Annotated in this window: 12 protein-coding genes; 10 read left to right on the top strand and 2 right to left on the bottom strand. The window is 46.0% G+C overall.

Annotated features, from left to right (window positions below):
* Positions 1–20: 20 nt before the first annotated feature.
* Positions 21–1,070: an acyltransferase family protein gene (locus tag ACO0K1_RS03275; RefSeq protein WP_423022654.1), complete on the top strand. Its 1,050-nt coding sequence runs from the start codon at positions 21–23 to the stop codon at positions 1,068–1,070.
* Between the two features lie 7 nt (positions 1,071–1,077).
* Here ACO0K1_RS03275 and ACO0K1_RS03270 read toward each other — a convergent pair whose 3' ends face one another.
* Entirely contained in the window at positions 1,078–2,400 is a 1,323-nt protein-coding gene (locus tag ACO0K1_RS03270) for an O-antigen ligase family protein (RefSeq protein WP_423022652.1), read from the bottom strand.
* Positions 2,401–2,467: 67 nt separating this feature from the next.
* Between ACO0K1_RS03270 and ACO0K1_RS03265 the strand changes: the two genes are divergently transcribed.
* Both ACO0K1_RS03265 and aceA read left to right on the top strand, forming a co-directional pair.
* Positions 2,468–4,882 carry a hypothetical protein gene (locus ACO0K1_RS03265; RefSeq protein ID WP_423022650.1) on the top strand — a complete coding sequence of 805 codons (2,415 nt, stop codon included), beginning with the start codon at positions 2,468–2,470 and terminating at the stop codon, positions 4,880–4,882.
* A gap of 428 nt (positions 4,883–5,310) precedes the next feature.
* Complete coding sequence (gene aceA, locus ACO0K1_RS03260) at positions 5,311–6,609, top strand: isocitrate lyase (RefSeq protein ID WP_423022648.1); 1,299 nt, start codon at positions 5,311–5,313, stop codon at positions 6,607–6,609.
* A gap of 210 nt (positions 6,610–6,819) precedes the next feature.
* Here the strand turns inward: aceA and ACO0K1_RS03255 are convergent, their stop codons facing one another.
* A complete protein-coding gene (locus ACO0K1_RS03255) occupies positions 6,820–7,611 on the bottom strand; it encodes a WecB/TagA/CpsF family glycosyltransferase (RefSeq protein ID WP_423022646.1) in 792 nt (263 codons plus the stop codon).
* Between the two features lie 178 nt (positions 7,612–7,789).
* Here ACO0K1_RS03255 and ACO0K1_RS03250 point away from each other — a divergent pair, with 178 nt between their 5' ends.
* From ACO0K1_RS03250 to ACO0K1_RS03220, 7 genes are all read left to right on the top strand, one after another.
* Positions 7,790–8,455: a phosphoribosylanthranilate isomerase gene (locus ACO0K1_RS03250; RefSeq protein ID WP_423022644.1), complete on the top strand. Its 666-nt coding sequence runs from the start codon at positions 7,790–7,792 to the stop codon at positions 8,453–8,455.
* Between the two features lie 44 nt (positions 8,456–8,499).
* Positions 8,500–9,780, top strand: a complete 1,281-nt coding sequence (gene trpB, locus ACO0K1_RS03245) for a tryptophan synthase subunit beta (protein ID WP_423022642.1) — start codon at positions 8,500–8,502, stop codon at positions 9,778–9,780.
* Between the two features lie 191 nt (positions 9,781–9,971).
* Positions 9,972–10,769 (top strand): tryptophan synthase subunit alpha, encoded by a 798-nt coding sequence (trpA, locus tag ACO0K1_RS03240; protein ID WP_423022640.1) that lies wholly within the window; start codon positions 9,972–9,974, stop codon positions 10,767–10,769.
* A 92-nt stretch (positions 10,770–10,861) separates the two neighbouring features.
* Positions 10,862–11,734 (top strand): acetyl-CoA carboxylase, carboxyltransferase subunit beta, encoded by an 873-nt coding sequence (gene accD / locus ACO0K1_RS03235; protein ID WP_423022638.1) that lies wholly within the window; start codon positions 10,862–10,864, stop codon positions 11,732–11,734.
* Between the two features lie 107 nt (positions 11,735–11,841).
* Positions 11,842–13,131, top strand: coding sequence for a bifunctional tetrahydrofolate synthase/dihydrofolate synthase (gene folC, locus ACO0K1_RS03230; RefSeq protein WP_423022636.1), 1,290 nt, complete (start codon positions 11,842–11,844; stop codon positions 13,129–13,131).
* An 88-nt stretch (positions 13,132–13,219) separates the two neighbouring features.
* Positions 13,220–14,263, top strand: coding sequence for an SPOR domain-containing protein (locus ACO0K1_RS03225; RefSeq protein WP_423022634.1), 1,044 nt, complete (start codon positions 13,220–13,222; stop codon positions 14,261–14,263).
* 12 nt (positions 14,264–14,275) lie between these two features.
* Complete coding sequence (locus ACO0K1_RS03220; protein ID WP_423022632.1) at positions 14,276–14,764, top strand: CvpA family protein; 489 nt, start codon at positions 14,276–14,278, stop codon at positions 14,762–14,764.
* Positions 14,765–14,774: the final 10 nt, after the last annotated feature.

Genomic DNA, 14,774 nt, shown 5'->3' with positions numbered 1-14,774 from the left:
TCACCTTTCACTTTTTTAATATGACAGCAACGCATCAAACTCGCATTATCGCTCTGGATGGTTTGAGGGCAATTTCCATCTTACTTGTGTTGTTTTCACATGCGTGGCTCGGGCATATTGTGCCGGGAGGACTTGGGGTTACCATCTTCTTTTTCATCAGCGGTTTTATCATTACCAGGCTGATGATTGCCGAATGGGATGCAAGTGGCACTGTCAGCATCAAAAAGTTTTATTTAAGACGTTTCTTCAGGCTAATGCCAGCATTGATTGTCTTTGTTTTGATTTCTTTATGCGTGATGCAATTAGCTGCAGTGCAATGGACCTGGGTTGAATTGGCGTCCGTTTTTTTCTACTTCGCTAATTATTTTGGTATTTTTATAGGATTCAGCGACGATGTTCTGCCGCCACCATTGTCGATTACATGGTCGTTAGCGGTTGAAGAGCATTTTTACATGGTCTTCCCATTTGTATTTTTGGGATTGATTAGCGTGCCGAAGCGGTTCTTAACTGTGATTTTAGGTTTGCTGGTAATTCTGCTGGCGTGGCGCATTTATCTCGTTTATGGCGTCGGTCTGGATCACTTGGTGCATTACAGAATCTATAAAGCCACCGATACGCGTGCGGATTCGATCATGTATGGCACTGGGTTTGCCATTTTATTAGCACGATATCCGAAAGTGATCGCGGTATTTCAGCGTCGTGAAACCCTGGTGCTAGGTATTGCAATGATGCTTTTCTCGCTCTTTTGGCGCGATGAAAATTTCCGCGAATCCTATCGCTATTCCTTGCAAGGTATGGCACTTGCTTGTATGTTCTCGTGCATCGTGTTGAATGATACTTTTGCGAGTCGCTTCTTAAGTAGTGCACCCCTAAATTATTTGGGAAAGGTAAGCTACTCGCTCTATTTGTATCATTGGCTCGTGTTTGGCGTTATTACTGTATGGATGCCTGCGTTATCTCTGCCACTACGTATCACCTTGATGATCGTAGCTTCTGTTGTTTTGGCGGACTTATCTTTCCGTTTTGTTGAGCGACCAAGCTTAAATTTTGGTAGAAAATTTTTACATTGAGTCCAAATTACGTGCTGCCGATTGAATCGTTTGATGTGTTTAACCTGCGGTTGACAGTTGTGGCGGCAACTAAGGCAAAGATAAAGAAGACGTTTTGAAAACCAAAACCACGGAAAAGGCTACTTTCTGTGAAATTTGTGACGATGACGACCAGTAACATTGCCGTCCAAAATGCAGACTGGACTCGATCACCATGCGACATCCGGACGAGCATGACGATTTGCGTCAATAAACATAAGATTGTCATGGTCAGTCCAATGATGCCTTGTTCATTTAAAATATCCATATAGCCGTTGTGAGACTGTAATGGTATCCAATGCAGGGCGCTGATCACAAACTGGGATAAGCTATCAGGGCCTAGCCAGAATGCGCCGTAACCTAGTCCCATCACCCAGTGTTTGCGAATCTCCAGCCACACCAGTTCCCAAATATCAGTTCTACCAGTCAGGTCAGAACCTTTGCCAAAAATATGCGCGATCGGCGACGAAAGCTCTGGCCAGGTAGGAAAGCGTGATTCCTGCATGTAAAACACATATAAACCTATGATCACCACACATAAAATGCTCAATAGAATGCGTGATATTGAGTAGTCTGATTGTATGCGTCGTTTTCTTAATGCATGAAAAATCAGGCTGGTCGAAATAGTGATAATCATGCTGGTCGAGCTTTTGCTCATTACTAGCAAGAAAAAGCTAAATAAAATACCAACTAAAAATAAGCGGATATCGATTTTTTCGATACAAGCGAGCACCTGCCAAAGTAGAATTGCGATGGCTGCTACTTGTCCTAATTCATTTTTTTGCGACAGAGCGCCTCGCCAGGCGCCTCCAAGCTCGTAGTCGATGCCAATACTCGGTGTCGCAATAGCCATGAAGGCCGATAAAACTAATATGCACATCAGAGTAAAAAGCATCCCGCGTATTAAAACATGTAAAGGTTTTGGCGCCATCTGGATGCTGAGCCCAATCATGACAATGCCGTAGAGTTGAATTGCTCTTTTGAATGTAACGCCTGGCAATGGTGACCACATGCTAGAGAGTAGGCACCAAATGAGAACTGCGACGAGAAATGGGTTAAGTGCCCTAAGGTCACGCCTCGTGATGTGCCAATGCTGATACAAAATGTAGGCGGCAACGCTGATTAAGCCGCCCCATTCTAGTTTTGTCGTAATGGAACCCTCCATCGTTAATGCCGATGTGCCTGTGTAATCCCAGGAAATGCCATAAGGTAATAATGAAAAGACGACGAAGAGCACAACCATGAGTTTAATGACAAAAACTTGACTTGCCGGCATGTCGGTTTGTTGCAGATCGCTTGCAGGAATTTTCATCGAGTTTATGTTTCACGTTTGGTTGTGCGATATTCTAATGTCTTGCCTTATTAATGCGACTTATTTCATGAACTATTTTCCAATTATCGGTAAGCAAGTTTGGTCTTTGTGCTTGTTCAGCTTGTGGAGTTTGGCGAGTCTGAGCTGTACGTCAGTTTTTGCGGCTAACCTTGAATGGTATCCTTTTGCTATTAATGAAGAGCAATTGTCTAATATTACCGATTTTAGTGGACTAAATCATCCTCTAAGCAATGCGGACCGTTTGTTTGTGAAGGGCGCCCATTTTTATAAGGTAGGAGTCGATAAAAAGGCCAACACCAACGACGATCAACGGGTACGTTTATTTGGAATCAGTCTGTCGGGACCAGCGAATTTTCCACGTGAAGAAGATGCACCTAAAATAGCAAAACGATTGCGCAGTCTGGGTTTTAATGCGGTGCGTTTGCATCATCTGGATTCTGTGTTAAGCGATAGCGAAGAAAAGCCACAAGGTATTTTGACGACCGGCGCTTACCCCAGCTTTAATTCCGTTGCGGTTCAACGCCTTCGAACCTTGATTGATGCCCTTAGTCGAGAAGGCATCTATGTCAATTTGAACCTACATGTTGGGTATACTTTTCGCTATGCGGTCGATCAGTTAACACCACTTGTTCCTGGTGAAAGTATGCCGTTCGCCAGCAGTCCTATGCATTTATTTGAGCCGCGTATGGTTGCGTTACAGGTGGAATATGCCCAACAGCTAATGCGCAGATTGCAGTTGAATAATGATCCGGCGCTGGCAATGGTCGAGATTAATAATGAATCGTCGCTGGTTGGTGCGTGGCAACGCAAAGATATTGATGCTTTGCAGGGAGAATATCAACGGCTTTTGCAACAACAATGGCAACGCTGGGCGCAACGTCAACATGGCACCCTAGATAAAGCATGTCACGTGTGGAATAGCTGTGGCCTTGTGAAGCAAGGAACGCTTTTGGTGCGACAAGACGAGGCAAAAGTTCTCGCGTTCGGGGAGGGATGGGTCGCACGTGGACAACAATTGGCAAAGCGAGCTTTGGACAAAATTGATGTTGCTACGCCAGCTATTCTTGAGCCCAAATTCAAAGCGCAGGAAGAGGGGGCAGAGCGTCGAGTTCTTGATTTTGTGCGCTTCTTGTCGGAGATGGACCGTAATTACCTCGATACGATGCGCAAGGCAATCCGTGCAGAAGTAGGTCATCTTGTGCCGTTAACCGGAACGCAAATGTATTACGGCGGCATCCTGAATGCCGATGCGCAAAAAGACATGGATTACCTGGATCAGCACTTTTATGTGGATCACTATGATTTTCCTCATCAGCAATGGGATAGAAATGACTGGCGCATGAAAGATCAGTCTGCTGTACGTGAAGGCTGGGAGCCATTGTTGAAGCAGGCGTTCTATCGTGATGTGCAAAAGCCATTTGTCATCAGCGAATTTAATCAGGCCTATCCAAATCGTCAGAGCGCTGAAATCTTGCCAGTAATGGTCGCAATTGCGAGTGCGCAGGATTGGGATGGCTTGTTTTTCTTTCAGTACGTGGATGGGAACAGCTGGAAAGCGTTGCCGGATAGTTTTGATCTGAGTGGTAACGGTGGACAATTGGTGACGACGGGGATTTCAGCCTCCATGTTTCGTCAATTTCAAATTCCCGCTTTACGTGAAAGCCTGGTGATTCCTCTATTGCCGGAAGCGCGACTGATGGTAGCTGGAATGGGTGAAGGTGTGAGTTCCAATGCCTACTTTGACTTCTTAAAATCAACGCACGAGATTGTTCCAAAGGACGCTTTTTTTAAACGAATTGGTATAGACGTCAAGTTAAAATCGCCGCCGCAAATCTCAACTCTGCATAAAACAGTAAATGATGCCGCAAACCTGGATTCAGCGTGGTACGCCAATGGTGGACAGATGGTCACTGATCGAGCTGCGCCAAACTTGTATTTTCTTGGATCCTATAGTGCTCTATTCGCGGGATACGCTCCTTTAACGAACGCGCGGTCTCGAACAGAATTTTTATTTCCGACTTTTTCCAGGGAGAGTAGGCAATTTGGTGTGATGTTGTTAGTCACGAGGGACGCTAAACCATTGATTAAATCGCGTCGATTGTTACTCACATTGAGCGGCGCTACTACAGGATCGCAACCAGACACTTTCCCCACGAGACCGAAGAATGTGGTGCCATACCCCGGTGAAGCAGGCTGGTGGACGCTAGAGCCAGACGCTGCAAACGCGACAAAACCCTCGGGCCCGCGTGATGCGACTGGGCCTGTATGGTTAGAACGCATTAATGTTAATTTCTTTTATCCGACAACGATGAAGCATATGACGATTTTCCCGTTGGATGGCGATGGGCAGCGGCTGCCAGCTGTTTCTCGTACAGATGTCGTACGGACAGGGCAGGGATTCAAGATTGCGTTAAACAAAGCGTCACCTTGGTATGAAATAGTGCTTTTTGATAACGATTGACATACGAGGCACGCGAGGATCTTTGTCAGGCGCAAGGGTTTGTTTCGTCCTTGATCTCAAATATGGCGATGGAATAGCAATTTGAGCCATATTTTTATGAAACTGTCGTATTTTTGTCTCACGATACGTTGGCATTATCCTGCCAAAAATTATTCAAATGCAAAAATATGCCGAATTGGCGCTGATTTTCTTGTAATGTGAAATTTGCTTATCGCATTATGAAAAGTTTCGCATTAACGCACAAACTTTTTTTCTCATTTTAAGAAAAATGATTTCGTATCGCGAAAAGTGTAAATTAAGTATTTGAATTTAAACGATAAAATATTTGTTATATGTCTTATATAAGACCTTGTTGCTATGCAAAAAATCTCCTATTATTGATCTCAACGGAACACACATTTCATTCGTTTTGACCACAGGAGAGAAGCATGACAACACGCGCACAACAAATAGCTGAATTGCAAAAAGACTGGGATACCAATCCACGCTGGAAAGGTATTAAACGTAATTACACGGCAGAAGACGTTGTTCGTCTGCGTGGTTCCATCAAGGTTGAGCACACGCTCGCCAAAAATGGTTCGATCAAATTGTGGGATCTGGTTAACAACGAACCATTTATCAACGCACTCGGCGCTTTGACGGGTAACCAAGCGATGCAACAGGTAAAAGCTGGCTTGAAAGCGATTTATCTGTCTGGTTGGCAAGTTGCTGGCGACGCTAACGTTGCTGGCGAAATGTATCCAGATCAATCCTTGTACCCAGCAAACTCGGTGCCACTGGTTGTTAAACGTATCAACAATACATTGACACGTGCTGATCAGATTCAATGGTCTGAAGGTAAAGGCGATATCGATTACTTCGCTCCTATCGTTGCTGATGCTGAAGCTGGTTTCGGTGGCGTATTGAATGCATTTGAATTGATGAAAGCCATGATCGAAGCAGGCGCATCTGGCGTTCACTTTGAAGATCAATTAGCTTCTGTCAAAAAATGCGGTCACATGGGCGGTAAAGTATTGGTTCCAACACGTGAAGCTGTTGAGAAGCTCAATGCGGCACGTCTGGCTGCTGACGTCATGGGTACACCAACTGTGTTGTTGGCACGTACCGATGCTGAAGCCGCCGATTTGTTGACTTCTGACGTAGATGACAACGACAAACCATTCCTGACTGGTGAACGTACAGTGGAAGGTTTCTACAAAACTAAACCAGGTCTGGAACAAGCAATCTCCCGTGGTTTGGCATACGCAGAATATGCAGACATGATCTGGTGTGAAACTGGTAAGCCTGATTTGGAATTTGCTAAAGCATTTGCTGATGCAATCCATGCTAAGTTCCCGGGTAAATTGTTGTCCTACAACTGCTCACCATCTTTCAACTGGAAGAAAAACCTGGACGACGCAACGATTGCTAAATTCCAGAAAGAATTGGGCAAATTGGGTTACAAATTCCAATTCATCACGTTGGCTGGTTTCCATGCATTGAACTACGGCATGTTCAACCTGGCCCATGGCTATGCTCGTAACCAGATGTCTGCGTTCGTTGAATTGCAAGAAGCGGAATTTGCCGCTGCAGAAAAAGGCTTTACTGCCGTTAAGCATCAGCGCGAAGTTGGTACTGGTTATTTTGATGCGGTAACACAAGTCATTCAACAAGGTCAGTCTTCGACAACTGCATTGCACGGTTCGACAGAAGATGAGCAATTCTTTGATGCGAAGAAAGTTGCTTAAGACTAAATCATGAGAGAGAGTGCATCCATTATTCTCTCTCGTGTAAAAGTTCTCCCGTAGTAAAACGAAAGCCGGTCTTCATCAGAAGATCGGCTTTTGTCTTTGGCATCAATGGTTTGGATTGTAAATCTTGCGCGGATACAGCCTCTCAGCCTCGTCACTTTCATTAAGCTCTATGTTAGAGAACGCCGCTGCAAAAATGGATTGATCTTATCTGTGAAGTCGACGTTCGCGCCAAAGAATGCCAATAAATTTAGAGCCTTGAATCGTATAGCGCTGCCATAGCCGACGTGGCTCACTCGCCAGTCGCCAAAACCATTCAAGTCCAGATTTTTGCATCCACATTGGGGCACGTTTTTTCTGGCCTAACGCGAATTCCATTGCTGCGCCAACGCACAGAATCAGTGGGCAATTATTAATGGTTTGCTCGCGTTGATATCTGAAAGCAAAGTATTCTTGCTTTGGCATTCCGAGGCAAATAAATAAAATGTCAGGTCGTGTTTCCTGAATCTGTAGAATCGCAGCATCGGCCTCTGGACCGTCAGGCGTAAATTTCATCGAAGGGCAGGTGATATTGACCTTTAAACCTGGATAGACCTTCGCAAACGCAGCGACTAACGCATCTTCTTGTCCGGGCATACCGCCGAGAATGAAAATGGAGAGACCCTTTGTCGCTGCGCCTTTGCACAAGGAAACGAATAAATCAGCTCCCGTCACTCTTTCGGGAAGTGGATGTGACGTTAATTTACTTGCCCAGACGATTGGCATGCCATCTGCAAAAATATGGTCAGCTTTGGCATAAAGTGCTTTGAAATCGGGTTGCTTATCGAGGCGTACGATATGATCGACATTAGGCGTGACGACTACCTGAGTTTTATTACCTGATTGTGTTGCAAGATCGAGTAGAAGATCATTAGCTTCAATAAATGGCATACGACGTATGTCGAGCCCAAATAAGTGGGTCACATCGTTTTGCGGCGGTTTTGGGAGCGCTGTCGTCATGGGCTTTCAAACGAAAATTGTGTCAATTCGCATGATTGTCGCAGAAGTTCGTTGCGTACATTGTGGCAGAAAGTAAATATTTTAATTTCACAGGTAGAATCCTGAACTTTGAACGAAGCAAATTAGATTGACGTTGCAATGCTGCCTCAATATAGAAATAACGACAGGAGTTTTATTTATGCAGCACCGGACCAGAATAAAAATATGTGGCCTGACTTCCGTTGAAGATGTGCAGATGGTCGCCGCTGCCGGCGCCGATGCCCTTGGCTTCGTCTTTTATCCGCCGAGCCCACGTTACGTGACGCCAGAGAATGCTAAGCAATTGTTAAGGGCGATTCCCCCCTTTGTTGTGTCAGTTGGTTTATTTGTAAATATTGCAGAGGCAGACCTGCGCGCGGTAGTGGCGCAAGCGCCTGTGCAATTGTTGCAGTTTCATGGCGATGAAACGCCAGCGCAATGTGCTAGCTTGTCTGCTGCGGTAAATCGGCCATTTTTAAAAGCATTTCGTGTCAGGTCTGACACAACGGCGCAGGATTTGCTAGAATGTGAAGCAGCATATCGTGCTGTAAGTCCTTTGTTTCATGGTTTATTGCTGGATACCTTCGTCGAAGGGTACGGCGGTAGTGGAAAGGTTTTTGATTGGTCTCTCATTCCAAAAGAGCTCGCGCCTCGGGTCGTTTTAAGTGGTGGCTTGAGCGTACGCAACGCGACTGGCGCAGTTAGTCAGGTGCGGCCTTTTGCTGTCGACATTAGTAGTGGTGTCGAATTATCAAAGGGAGTGAAGGATGAAATTAAAGTACGTGCGTTTATCGATGCCGTACGACAAGCTGATCAATTACTCTGAGTGAGTTCGGTGAACACCGTAAGCTGCTCAGGCAAAGGAAAATAATGCAACAATCTACCCATTCCGGCATTTCTGCCCTTGGCTCATTGGCGCAAGCCAGTGTTGAACCAAAAGAACTCTTTCATGCAACCGATTACCAATTTCCGGATGCCAGTGGGCATTTCGGTCAATACGGCGGCACTTTTGTGTCTGAAACATTGACGCATGCATTGGCGGAACTCAAGGAATCCTATGCCCGCTATCAGCATGATCCGGCATTTCTGGAAGAATATCGCAACGAATTGAAGTATTTTGTTGGTCGCCCGTCACCCGTCTACCATGCTCGTCGCTGGTCTGAAATGATGGGTGGCGCGCAGATTTATTTCAAACGCGAAGATCTAAATCATACTGGCGCACACAAAATTAACAACGTCATTGGCCAGGCTTTGTTGGCAAAGCGTATGGGTAAGCCGCGAGTTATTGCTGAGACTGGTGCTGGTCAACATGGTGTAGCAACGGCGACTATTTGTGCGCGATTCGGCCTTGAATGTGTGGTGTACATGGGCTCTGAAGATGTGAAACGGCAGGCGCAGAACGTCTATCGCATGAAATTGCTGGGTGCAACTGTTGTGCCAGTTGAATCCGGCTCTAAAACGCTCAAAGATGCACTGAATGAGGCGATGCGTGACTGGGTAACGAATGTCGAGAATACCTTTTATATCATTGGTACTGTCGCTGGGCCGCATCCGTATCCAATGATGGTGCGAGATTTTCAGGCGGTGATTGGTGAGGAATGTTTGTGGCAGATGCCAGAGCAAACCGGGCGCCAGCCAGATTATGTCATTGCTTGCGTTGGCGGTGGCTCAAATGCGATGGGTATTTTTTATCCATACATTGATCAGGTGGATACGCAATTAGTTGGTGTCGAAGCGGCGGGTGATGGTATTGAGACTGGCCGTCATTCGGCATCGTTAAGCGCCGGCTCCCCTGGTGTTTTGCATGGCAATCGCACCTATTTGCTACAAGATGAGAATGGCCAGGTGATTGAGACGCATTCGGTCTCGGCGGGTCTGGACTATCCTGGTGTTGGCCCAGAGCATGCGTGGTTGAAAGATTGTGGCCGAGCGCAGTATGTCGGCATTACGGATGATGAAGCGTTAAAAGCATTTCATGATTGTTGCCGGATTGAGGGCATTATTCCTGCACTGGAATCAAGTCATGCATTGGCATACGCCTGCAAGCTCGCGTCAACATTGCCAAAAGATAAAATTATTTTGGCAAATTTGTCTGGTCGAGGCGATAAAGACATGCATACCGTCGCTGAGCGCGCAGGTTTGTCACTTTAAATTGACGCGTGTCAACATTCTGATCTGCATACTCCCCTGGTTATTTTATTTTTCGCCGTTCTTATCTAAATAGATAACGGTGATTGTAAAAATACAGGGGGGAGTACGAAAATGGCTCAGATTGCCAAGAATTAAACGAATGATGACGTTTATTCGTCGCCTCCCAAAATCTCAAACAAATCATTACGCATATGTCAAAAATACAAAATACGATGGCGGAACTCGCCAGGCAGAATAAAAAAGGCTTGATTCCATTTATTACTGCAGGTGATCCCTCGCCGGCTATGACTGTCTCTCTCATGCATGCATTGGTGGAGGGCGGCGCCGATATTATTGAACTTGGTGTACCGTTTTCCGACCCGATGGCGGACGGCCCCGTTATTCAGCGAGCATCAGAGCGTGCACTGAAATTTGGAGTTGGTTTGCGTCATGTATTACAATTCGTCCGCGAATTTAGAGTAAACAATCAAAAGACACCGGTTGTACTGATGGGATATGCCAATCCTATTGAGCGCATGGGGCAAGATTTGTTTATTGAGGAAGCTGCGAAGGCGGGCGTTGATGGCGTACTGGTGGTTGATTATCCTCCTGAAGAATGTGAGGAATTTGCTGCTAAGATGCAAAAAAATGGCATGGATACCATCTTTTTGCTGGCGCCTACATCGACCGATGCGCGAATCGAACTGGTTGGTAAAATTGCCAGTGGTTACGTGTACTATGTGTCATTGAAAGGTGTTACTGGATCAGGTAATCTTGATTTGGATGCGGTTGCTGAAATGATTCCGCGCATTAAAAAACACGTAAAAGTACCGGTCGGCGTGGGATTTGGTATTCGGGATGGCGCCACTGCCCGAGCCATTTCATCCGTATCCGATGCAGTTGTTATCGGTTCGCGAATTATCCAGGAACTAGAGAATTCAACGCCTGAAAATGGTGTTGCCGCTGTAAAAAGTTTTATTTCTGGTGTCAGACACGCTTTGGACGAGTAAAATACGCTCCGAACGTACCTGATCGGTTCTTTAACCAGAATGAACCAGATGCTAACGTATCAAAATTGCGTTGGCTGTAAAGAGGAGAAAACATGAGTTGGTTAGAAAAGTTGTTACCACCGCGCATACAGCGCTCAGAATCTGCAAATCGCAAGTCCATCCCTGAAGGATTGTGGGTTAAATGCCCATCCTGCGAGGCAGTGCTGTATCGTTCGGATCTGGAAGCGAATATCCATGTCTGTCCTAAGTGCAGCCATCACATGCGCATTGGTGCGCGTGAGCGTCTGGACGCCTTGCTTGATGCTGGCGGGCGCTATGAGATCGGACAAGAGGTTACGCCGATCGACACGCTGAAATTCAAAGATAGTAAAAAATACCCGGATCGTCTGAAAGATGCGCTGGAAACGACAGGCGAAACGGATGCGCTGGTCGTGATGGGCGGTTCTATCATGTCGGTGCCAGTCGTTGCTGCTTGTTTTGAATTTGAATTTATGGGCGGATCTATGGGATCTGTCGTAGGTGAGCGTTTCGTGCGTGCAGCGCAAGCTGCACTGGAGCAAAAAGTGCCATTTATTTGCTTTACTGCAACTGGTGGCGCGCGTATGCAAGAAGGATTGTTGTCCCTGATGCAAATGGCAAAAACCACTGCGATGTTGACGAAATTATCAGAAAAGCGTTTACCTTTCATTTCCGTGTTGACAGATCCGACTATGGGTGGTGTTTCTGCATCGTTTGCTTTCTTGGGTGACGTTGTCATTGGTGAACCAAAGGCATTGATCGGTTTCGCTGGTCCACGCGTAATTGAAAATACAGTGCGTGAAAAATTGCCTGAAGGCTTCCAACGTTCTGAATTTTTGTTGCAAAAAGGCGCTATTGATATGATCGTCGATCGCCGCAAAATGCGTGAAGAACTCGCTCGACTCCTGGCTTTATTGCAAAATCAGCCTGCTGAAGCTGTCGCTTAATTATTTTATTTTTTAAATGCCCGAACGGTTAGGGCGTGCTGATGTCTATTTTTATGCACTCCTGAAATAGATGTCAATGCGCTCAGATTCGGGCTTTTTTTTATCCTATGTCCACATTACCTATTAGTTTGCCAGAATGGCTGGCGCTGCTCGAAACCCGTCACTCAAAAGAAATTGATATGGGTTTGGAACGCGTCGCTTCTGTCAAAAATCGCCTTCAAATTGAATATAACTGTCCCGTAATCATGGTGGCTGGAACAAATGGTAAGGGCTCGACCTGTGCCATGTTGGAGGCAGTTCTGTTGCAAGCAGGTTATCGCGTTGGTTTGTATAGTAAGCCACATTTTTTGGATTTCAATGAGCGCGCTCGTATCAATGGCGAAAACGTCAGCGATCAAGTTTTGATTGAGACCTTTGCACAAGTCGAAGTTGCCCGAGAGCAGACTTCACTCACCTATTTCGAATTTACTACACTGGCAATTTGCAAATTGTTGGCTGATGCGCCATTGGATGTAGTGATTTTAGAAGTCGGTCTTGGTGGTCGCTTGGATGCGGTGAATGTGATTGATGCCGATGTTTCTATTGTCACTAGTATTGATATTGATCACGTCGATTACCTTGGCGATACCCGCGAAAAGATTGGCTTTGAGAAAGCAGGCATCTTCCGCCCGGGTAAAGCGGCGATTTGCGGCGATCCTTTGCCACCTCAATCATTGATCGATCATGCTAATGCCATTGGTGCGGATTTGTGGTTGTTTGGTCGCGATTTTAATTATAACGGTGATAAGCAGCAGTGGAATTTTGCTGGTCGTGCGCAACGACGCAACTCGTTGGGATATCCAAGCTTGCGTGGTGCAAATCAGTTGCTAAATGCCTCTGCTGTGCTGGCAGCTTTGGAGGCGCTACGCCACGAATTGCCCGTCGGCGCACAAGAAGTCAGAACTGGTTTAGTGATGGTCGATTTACCCGGACGTTTCCAGGTGATACCTGGGCGTCCTACCGTCGTGCTTGACGTGGCACATAATCCGCATGCTGCCGCGACCCTCTCGCAAAATCTGGATAATATGGGGTTCCATGCTTACACTTATGCCGTGTTTGGCTCGATGTTAGATAAAGACATTGAGGGCGTGATTGAGCAATTAAAAGGTAAAGTTGATCACTGGTGTGTTTGTGATCTGCCTTTGCCGCGTGCCGCCAGTGCCGCCTATCTAAAAGATAAAATTATGACGTCTGGATTGTTAAGTGACCCCGAAAAAACTGTCACAACATTCAATTCTCCCGAAGAAGCTTATGCACATGCCATTAGCAAAGCGGGTGAAAATGATAGAATAGCGGTCTTTGGTTCTTTTCTGACGGTCGCTGGTGTAATGCGTGCCCGCAGGACTGTACTTCATTGATGTGATTTTGCGTTGTTTGCCATTGATGTTGCATCGAGTTCGGATGTAAGTTGATCGTAAAGAACGCTAACCAACCAGATATTTGCACATGGGTTTGCTCTCGCGTTTTAAACAAAAGAAAGAATCATCTGACAGCCACGATAACGGTGAATTCCGTTCTCGTACTGAAGAAGATAGTATTGCGTCCCGTTCACGTGGTAAAAAATCTGAAAACACGCGTAAAAGTAAAGTAATCGACCCTGTATTGCCAGAAAAGAAACGTGCCAGACGACGTCTGATTGGTGCTACCGCGCTCGCGCTGGCGGCGATCATTGGCTTGCCGATGGTGTTCGATTCTGAGCCTAAATCTTTGCCAGATGATATTACGGTCAAAATTCCATCCAAAGATAAAGTGCAGGACGTCGATTCAGTAAAGCCTGCCGAACCAACACCGCCAAAAAAAGCGAACTTGATGGACGTTGATCCGGGTGAAGAAATTATCGATCCTGTAGCGCCCGCCACAGACAAATCTACTGCAAGTCAGATAAATAAAGTCGTTTCTGACAATAAATCGACGAGTCAGCTTGATCCTGCATCGCTGAAAATAAGCAAGCCGGACGTCCCCGTACCAGTCAAGGCCGAAGTTAAGCCTGAAGTTTCCTCATCAGAAAAGGTGGCTGAAGTCAAAACAGCTGCAAAATTTGAATCTAAAGCAGATAAAAAAGCTGAAACTAAACCTGATGTAAAGACGCCGACAAAGCCGGAACAGAAAGCTGAACTTAAATCTGATGTTAAATCGGATCTTAAAGCTGATGCCGCAAAATCTGTGAAGCACGGGACTGATGATGATGCGAATCGTGCGATGGCAATTCTAGAGGGTAAAGCACCTGCAAAAACGGCGACCAAATCAAATGACGGCGATCACTCGTCTTATGTGGTTCAGGTTGCGGCATTAGCTACGCAAGAAAAAGTAGATGAGTTGCAATCAAAATTAAAGGCAGCAAATATTAAGTCGTACACCCAAAAGGTAGCGACCTCCTCAGGTGACAAAATCCGTATCCGGATTGGTCCATTTGAGTCGAAGGAAGAAGCGGATAAAATGCGCGCAAAGTTGGTGAAGTTAGGCTTGAATGGTAGCTTGGTACCAAACTAAACTGGATGCGTCATGACTTTATTTGATTACATCGTCATTTTAATTTTAGTGTGTTCGGTGATTATCAGCATGATGCGAGGTTTGATTAAAGAAATCTTATCCCTGGTCAGTTGGGTTGTCGCGTTCGTGGTGGCAAATGCTTATGGAGAATTGGTCTCCGGCTGGTTGCCCGCGATATTTCCCGGACAGATTATCCGCTTGATTGTGGCGTTTATTGCTTTATTCATAGGCGTACGCTTACTGATGGCCTTGGTTATGCTTGCGGTAAACGCCCTGATCACCGCAACCGGCTTGTCACTCGCGGACCGTGGCTTAGGTGGATTGTTTGGTTTGGCGCGCGGTTGCGTGCTGGTGTTGGCGGCAGTCATGGTGTGTGGTATGACCACCGTGCCGCAACAAGCTTTTTGGAAAAATGCTTTATTTAGTCCGTTGGCAGAAACGGCAGCTCAGACTGTCATTCCGTTTTTGCCAGCATCCATTACCAGCCATGTTCGGTTTTAACTTGTCTTTT

This window comes from Undibacterium sp. SXout20W, assembly GCF_049340285.1.
Lineage (GTDB): Bacteria > Pseudomonadota > Gammaproteobacteria > Burkholderiales > Burkholderiaceae_D > Undibacterium.
The sequence above is the reverse complement of the archived record's forward strand: the minus strand, read 5'-3'. Positions and strand labels throughout refer to the sequence as shown.

Coding starts and splice junctions, on each gene's coding strand:
- ACO0K1_RS03275 (WP_423022654.1), top strand. CDS start 21: ATGACAGCAACGCATCAAACTCGCATTATCGCTCTGGATGGTTTGAGG.
- ACO0K1_RS03270 (WP_423022652.1), bottom strand. CDS start 2,400: ATGAAAATTCCTGCAAGCGATCTGCAACAAACCGACATGCCGGCAAGT.
- ACO0K1_RS03265 (WP_423022650.1), top strand. CDS start 2,468: ATGAACTATTTTCCAATTATCGGTAAGCAAGTTTGGTCTTTGTGCTTG.
- aceA (WP_423022648.1), top strand. CDS start 5,311: ATGACAACACGCGCACAACAAATAGCTGAATTGCAAAAAGACTGGGAT.
- ACO0K1_RS03255 (WP_423022646.1), bottom strand. CDS start 7,611: ATGACGACAGCGCTCCCAAAACCGCCGCAAAACGATGTGACCCACTTA.
- ACO0K1_RS03250 (WP_423022644.1), top strand. CDS start 7,790: ATGCAGCACCGGACCAGAATAAAAATATGTGGCCTGACTTCCGTTGAA.
- trpB (WP_423022642.1), top strand. CDS start 8,500: ATGCAACAATCTACCCATTCCGGCATTTCTGCCCTTGGCTCATTGGCG.
- trpA (WP_423022640.1), top strand. CDS start 9,972: ATGTCAAAAATACAAAATACGATGGCGGAACTCGCCAGGCAGAATAAA.
- accD (WP_423022638.1), top strand. CDS start 10,862: ATGAGTTGGTTAGAAAAGTTGTTACCACCGCGCATACAGCGCTCAGAA.
- folC (WP_423022636.1), top strand. CDS start 11,842: ATGTCCACATTACCTATTAGTTTGCCAGAATGGCTGGCGCTGCTCGAA.
- ACO0K1_RS03225 (WP_423022634.1), top strand. CDS start 13,220: ATGGGTTTGCTCTCGCGTTTTAAACAAAAGAAAGAATCATCTGACAGC.
- ACO0K1_RS03220 (WP_423022632.1), top strand. CDS start 14,276: ATGACTTTATTTGATTACATCGTCATTTTAATTTTAGTGTGTTCGGTG.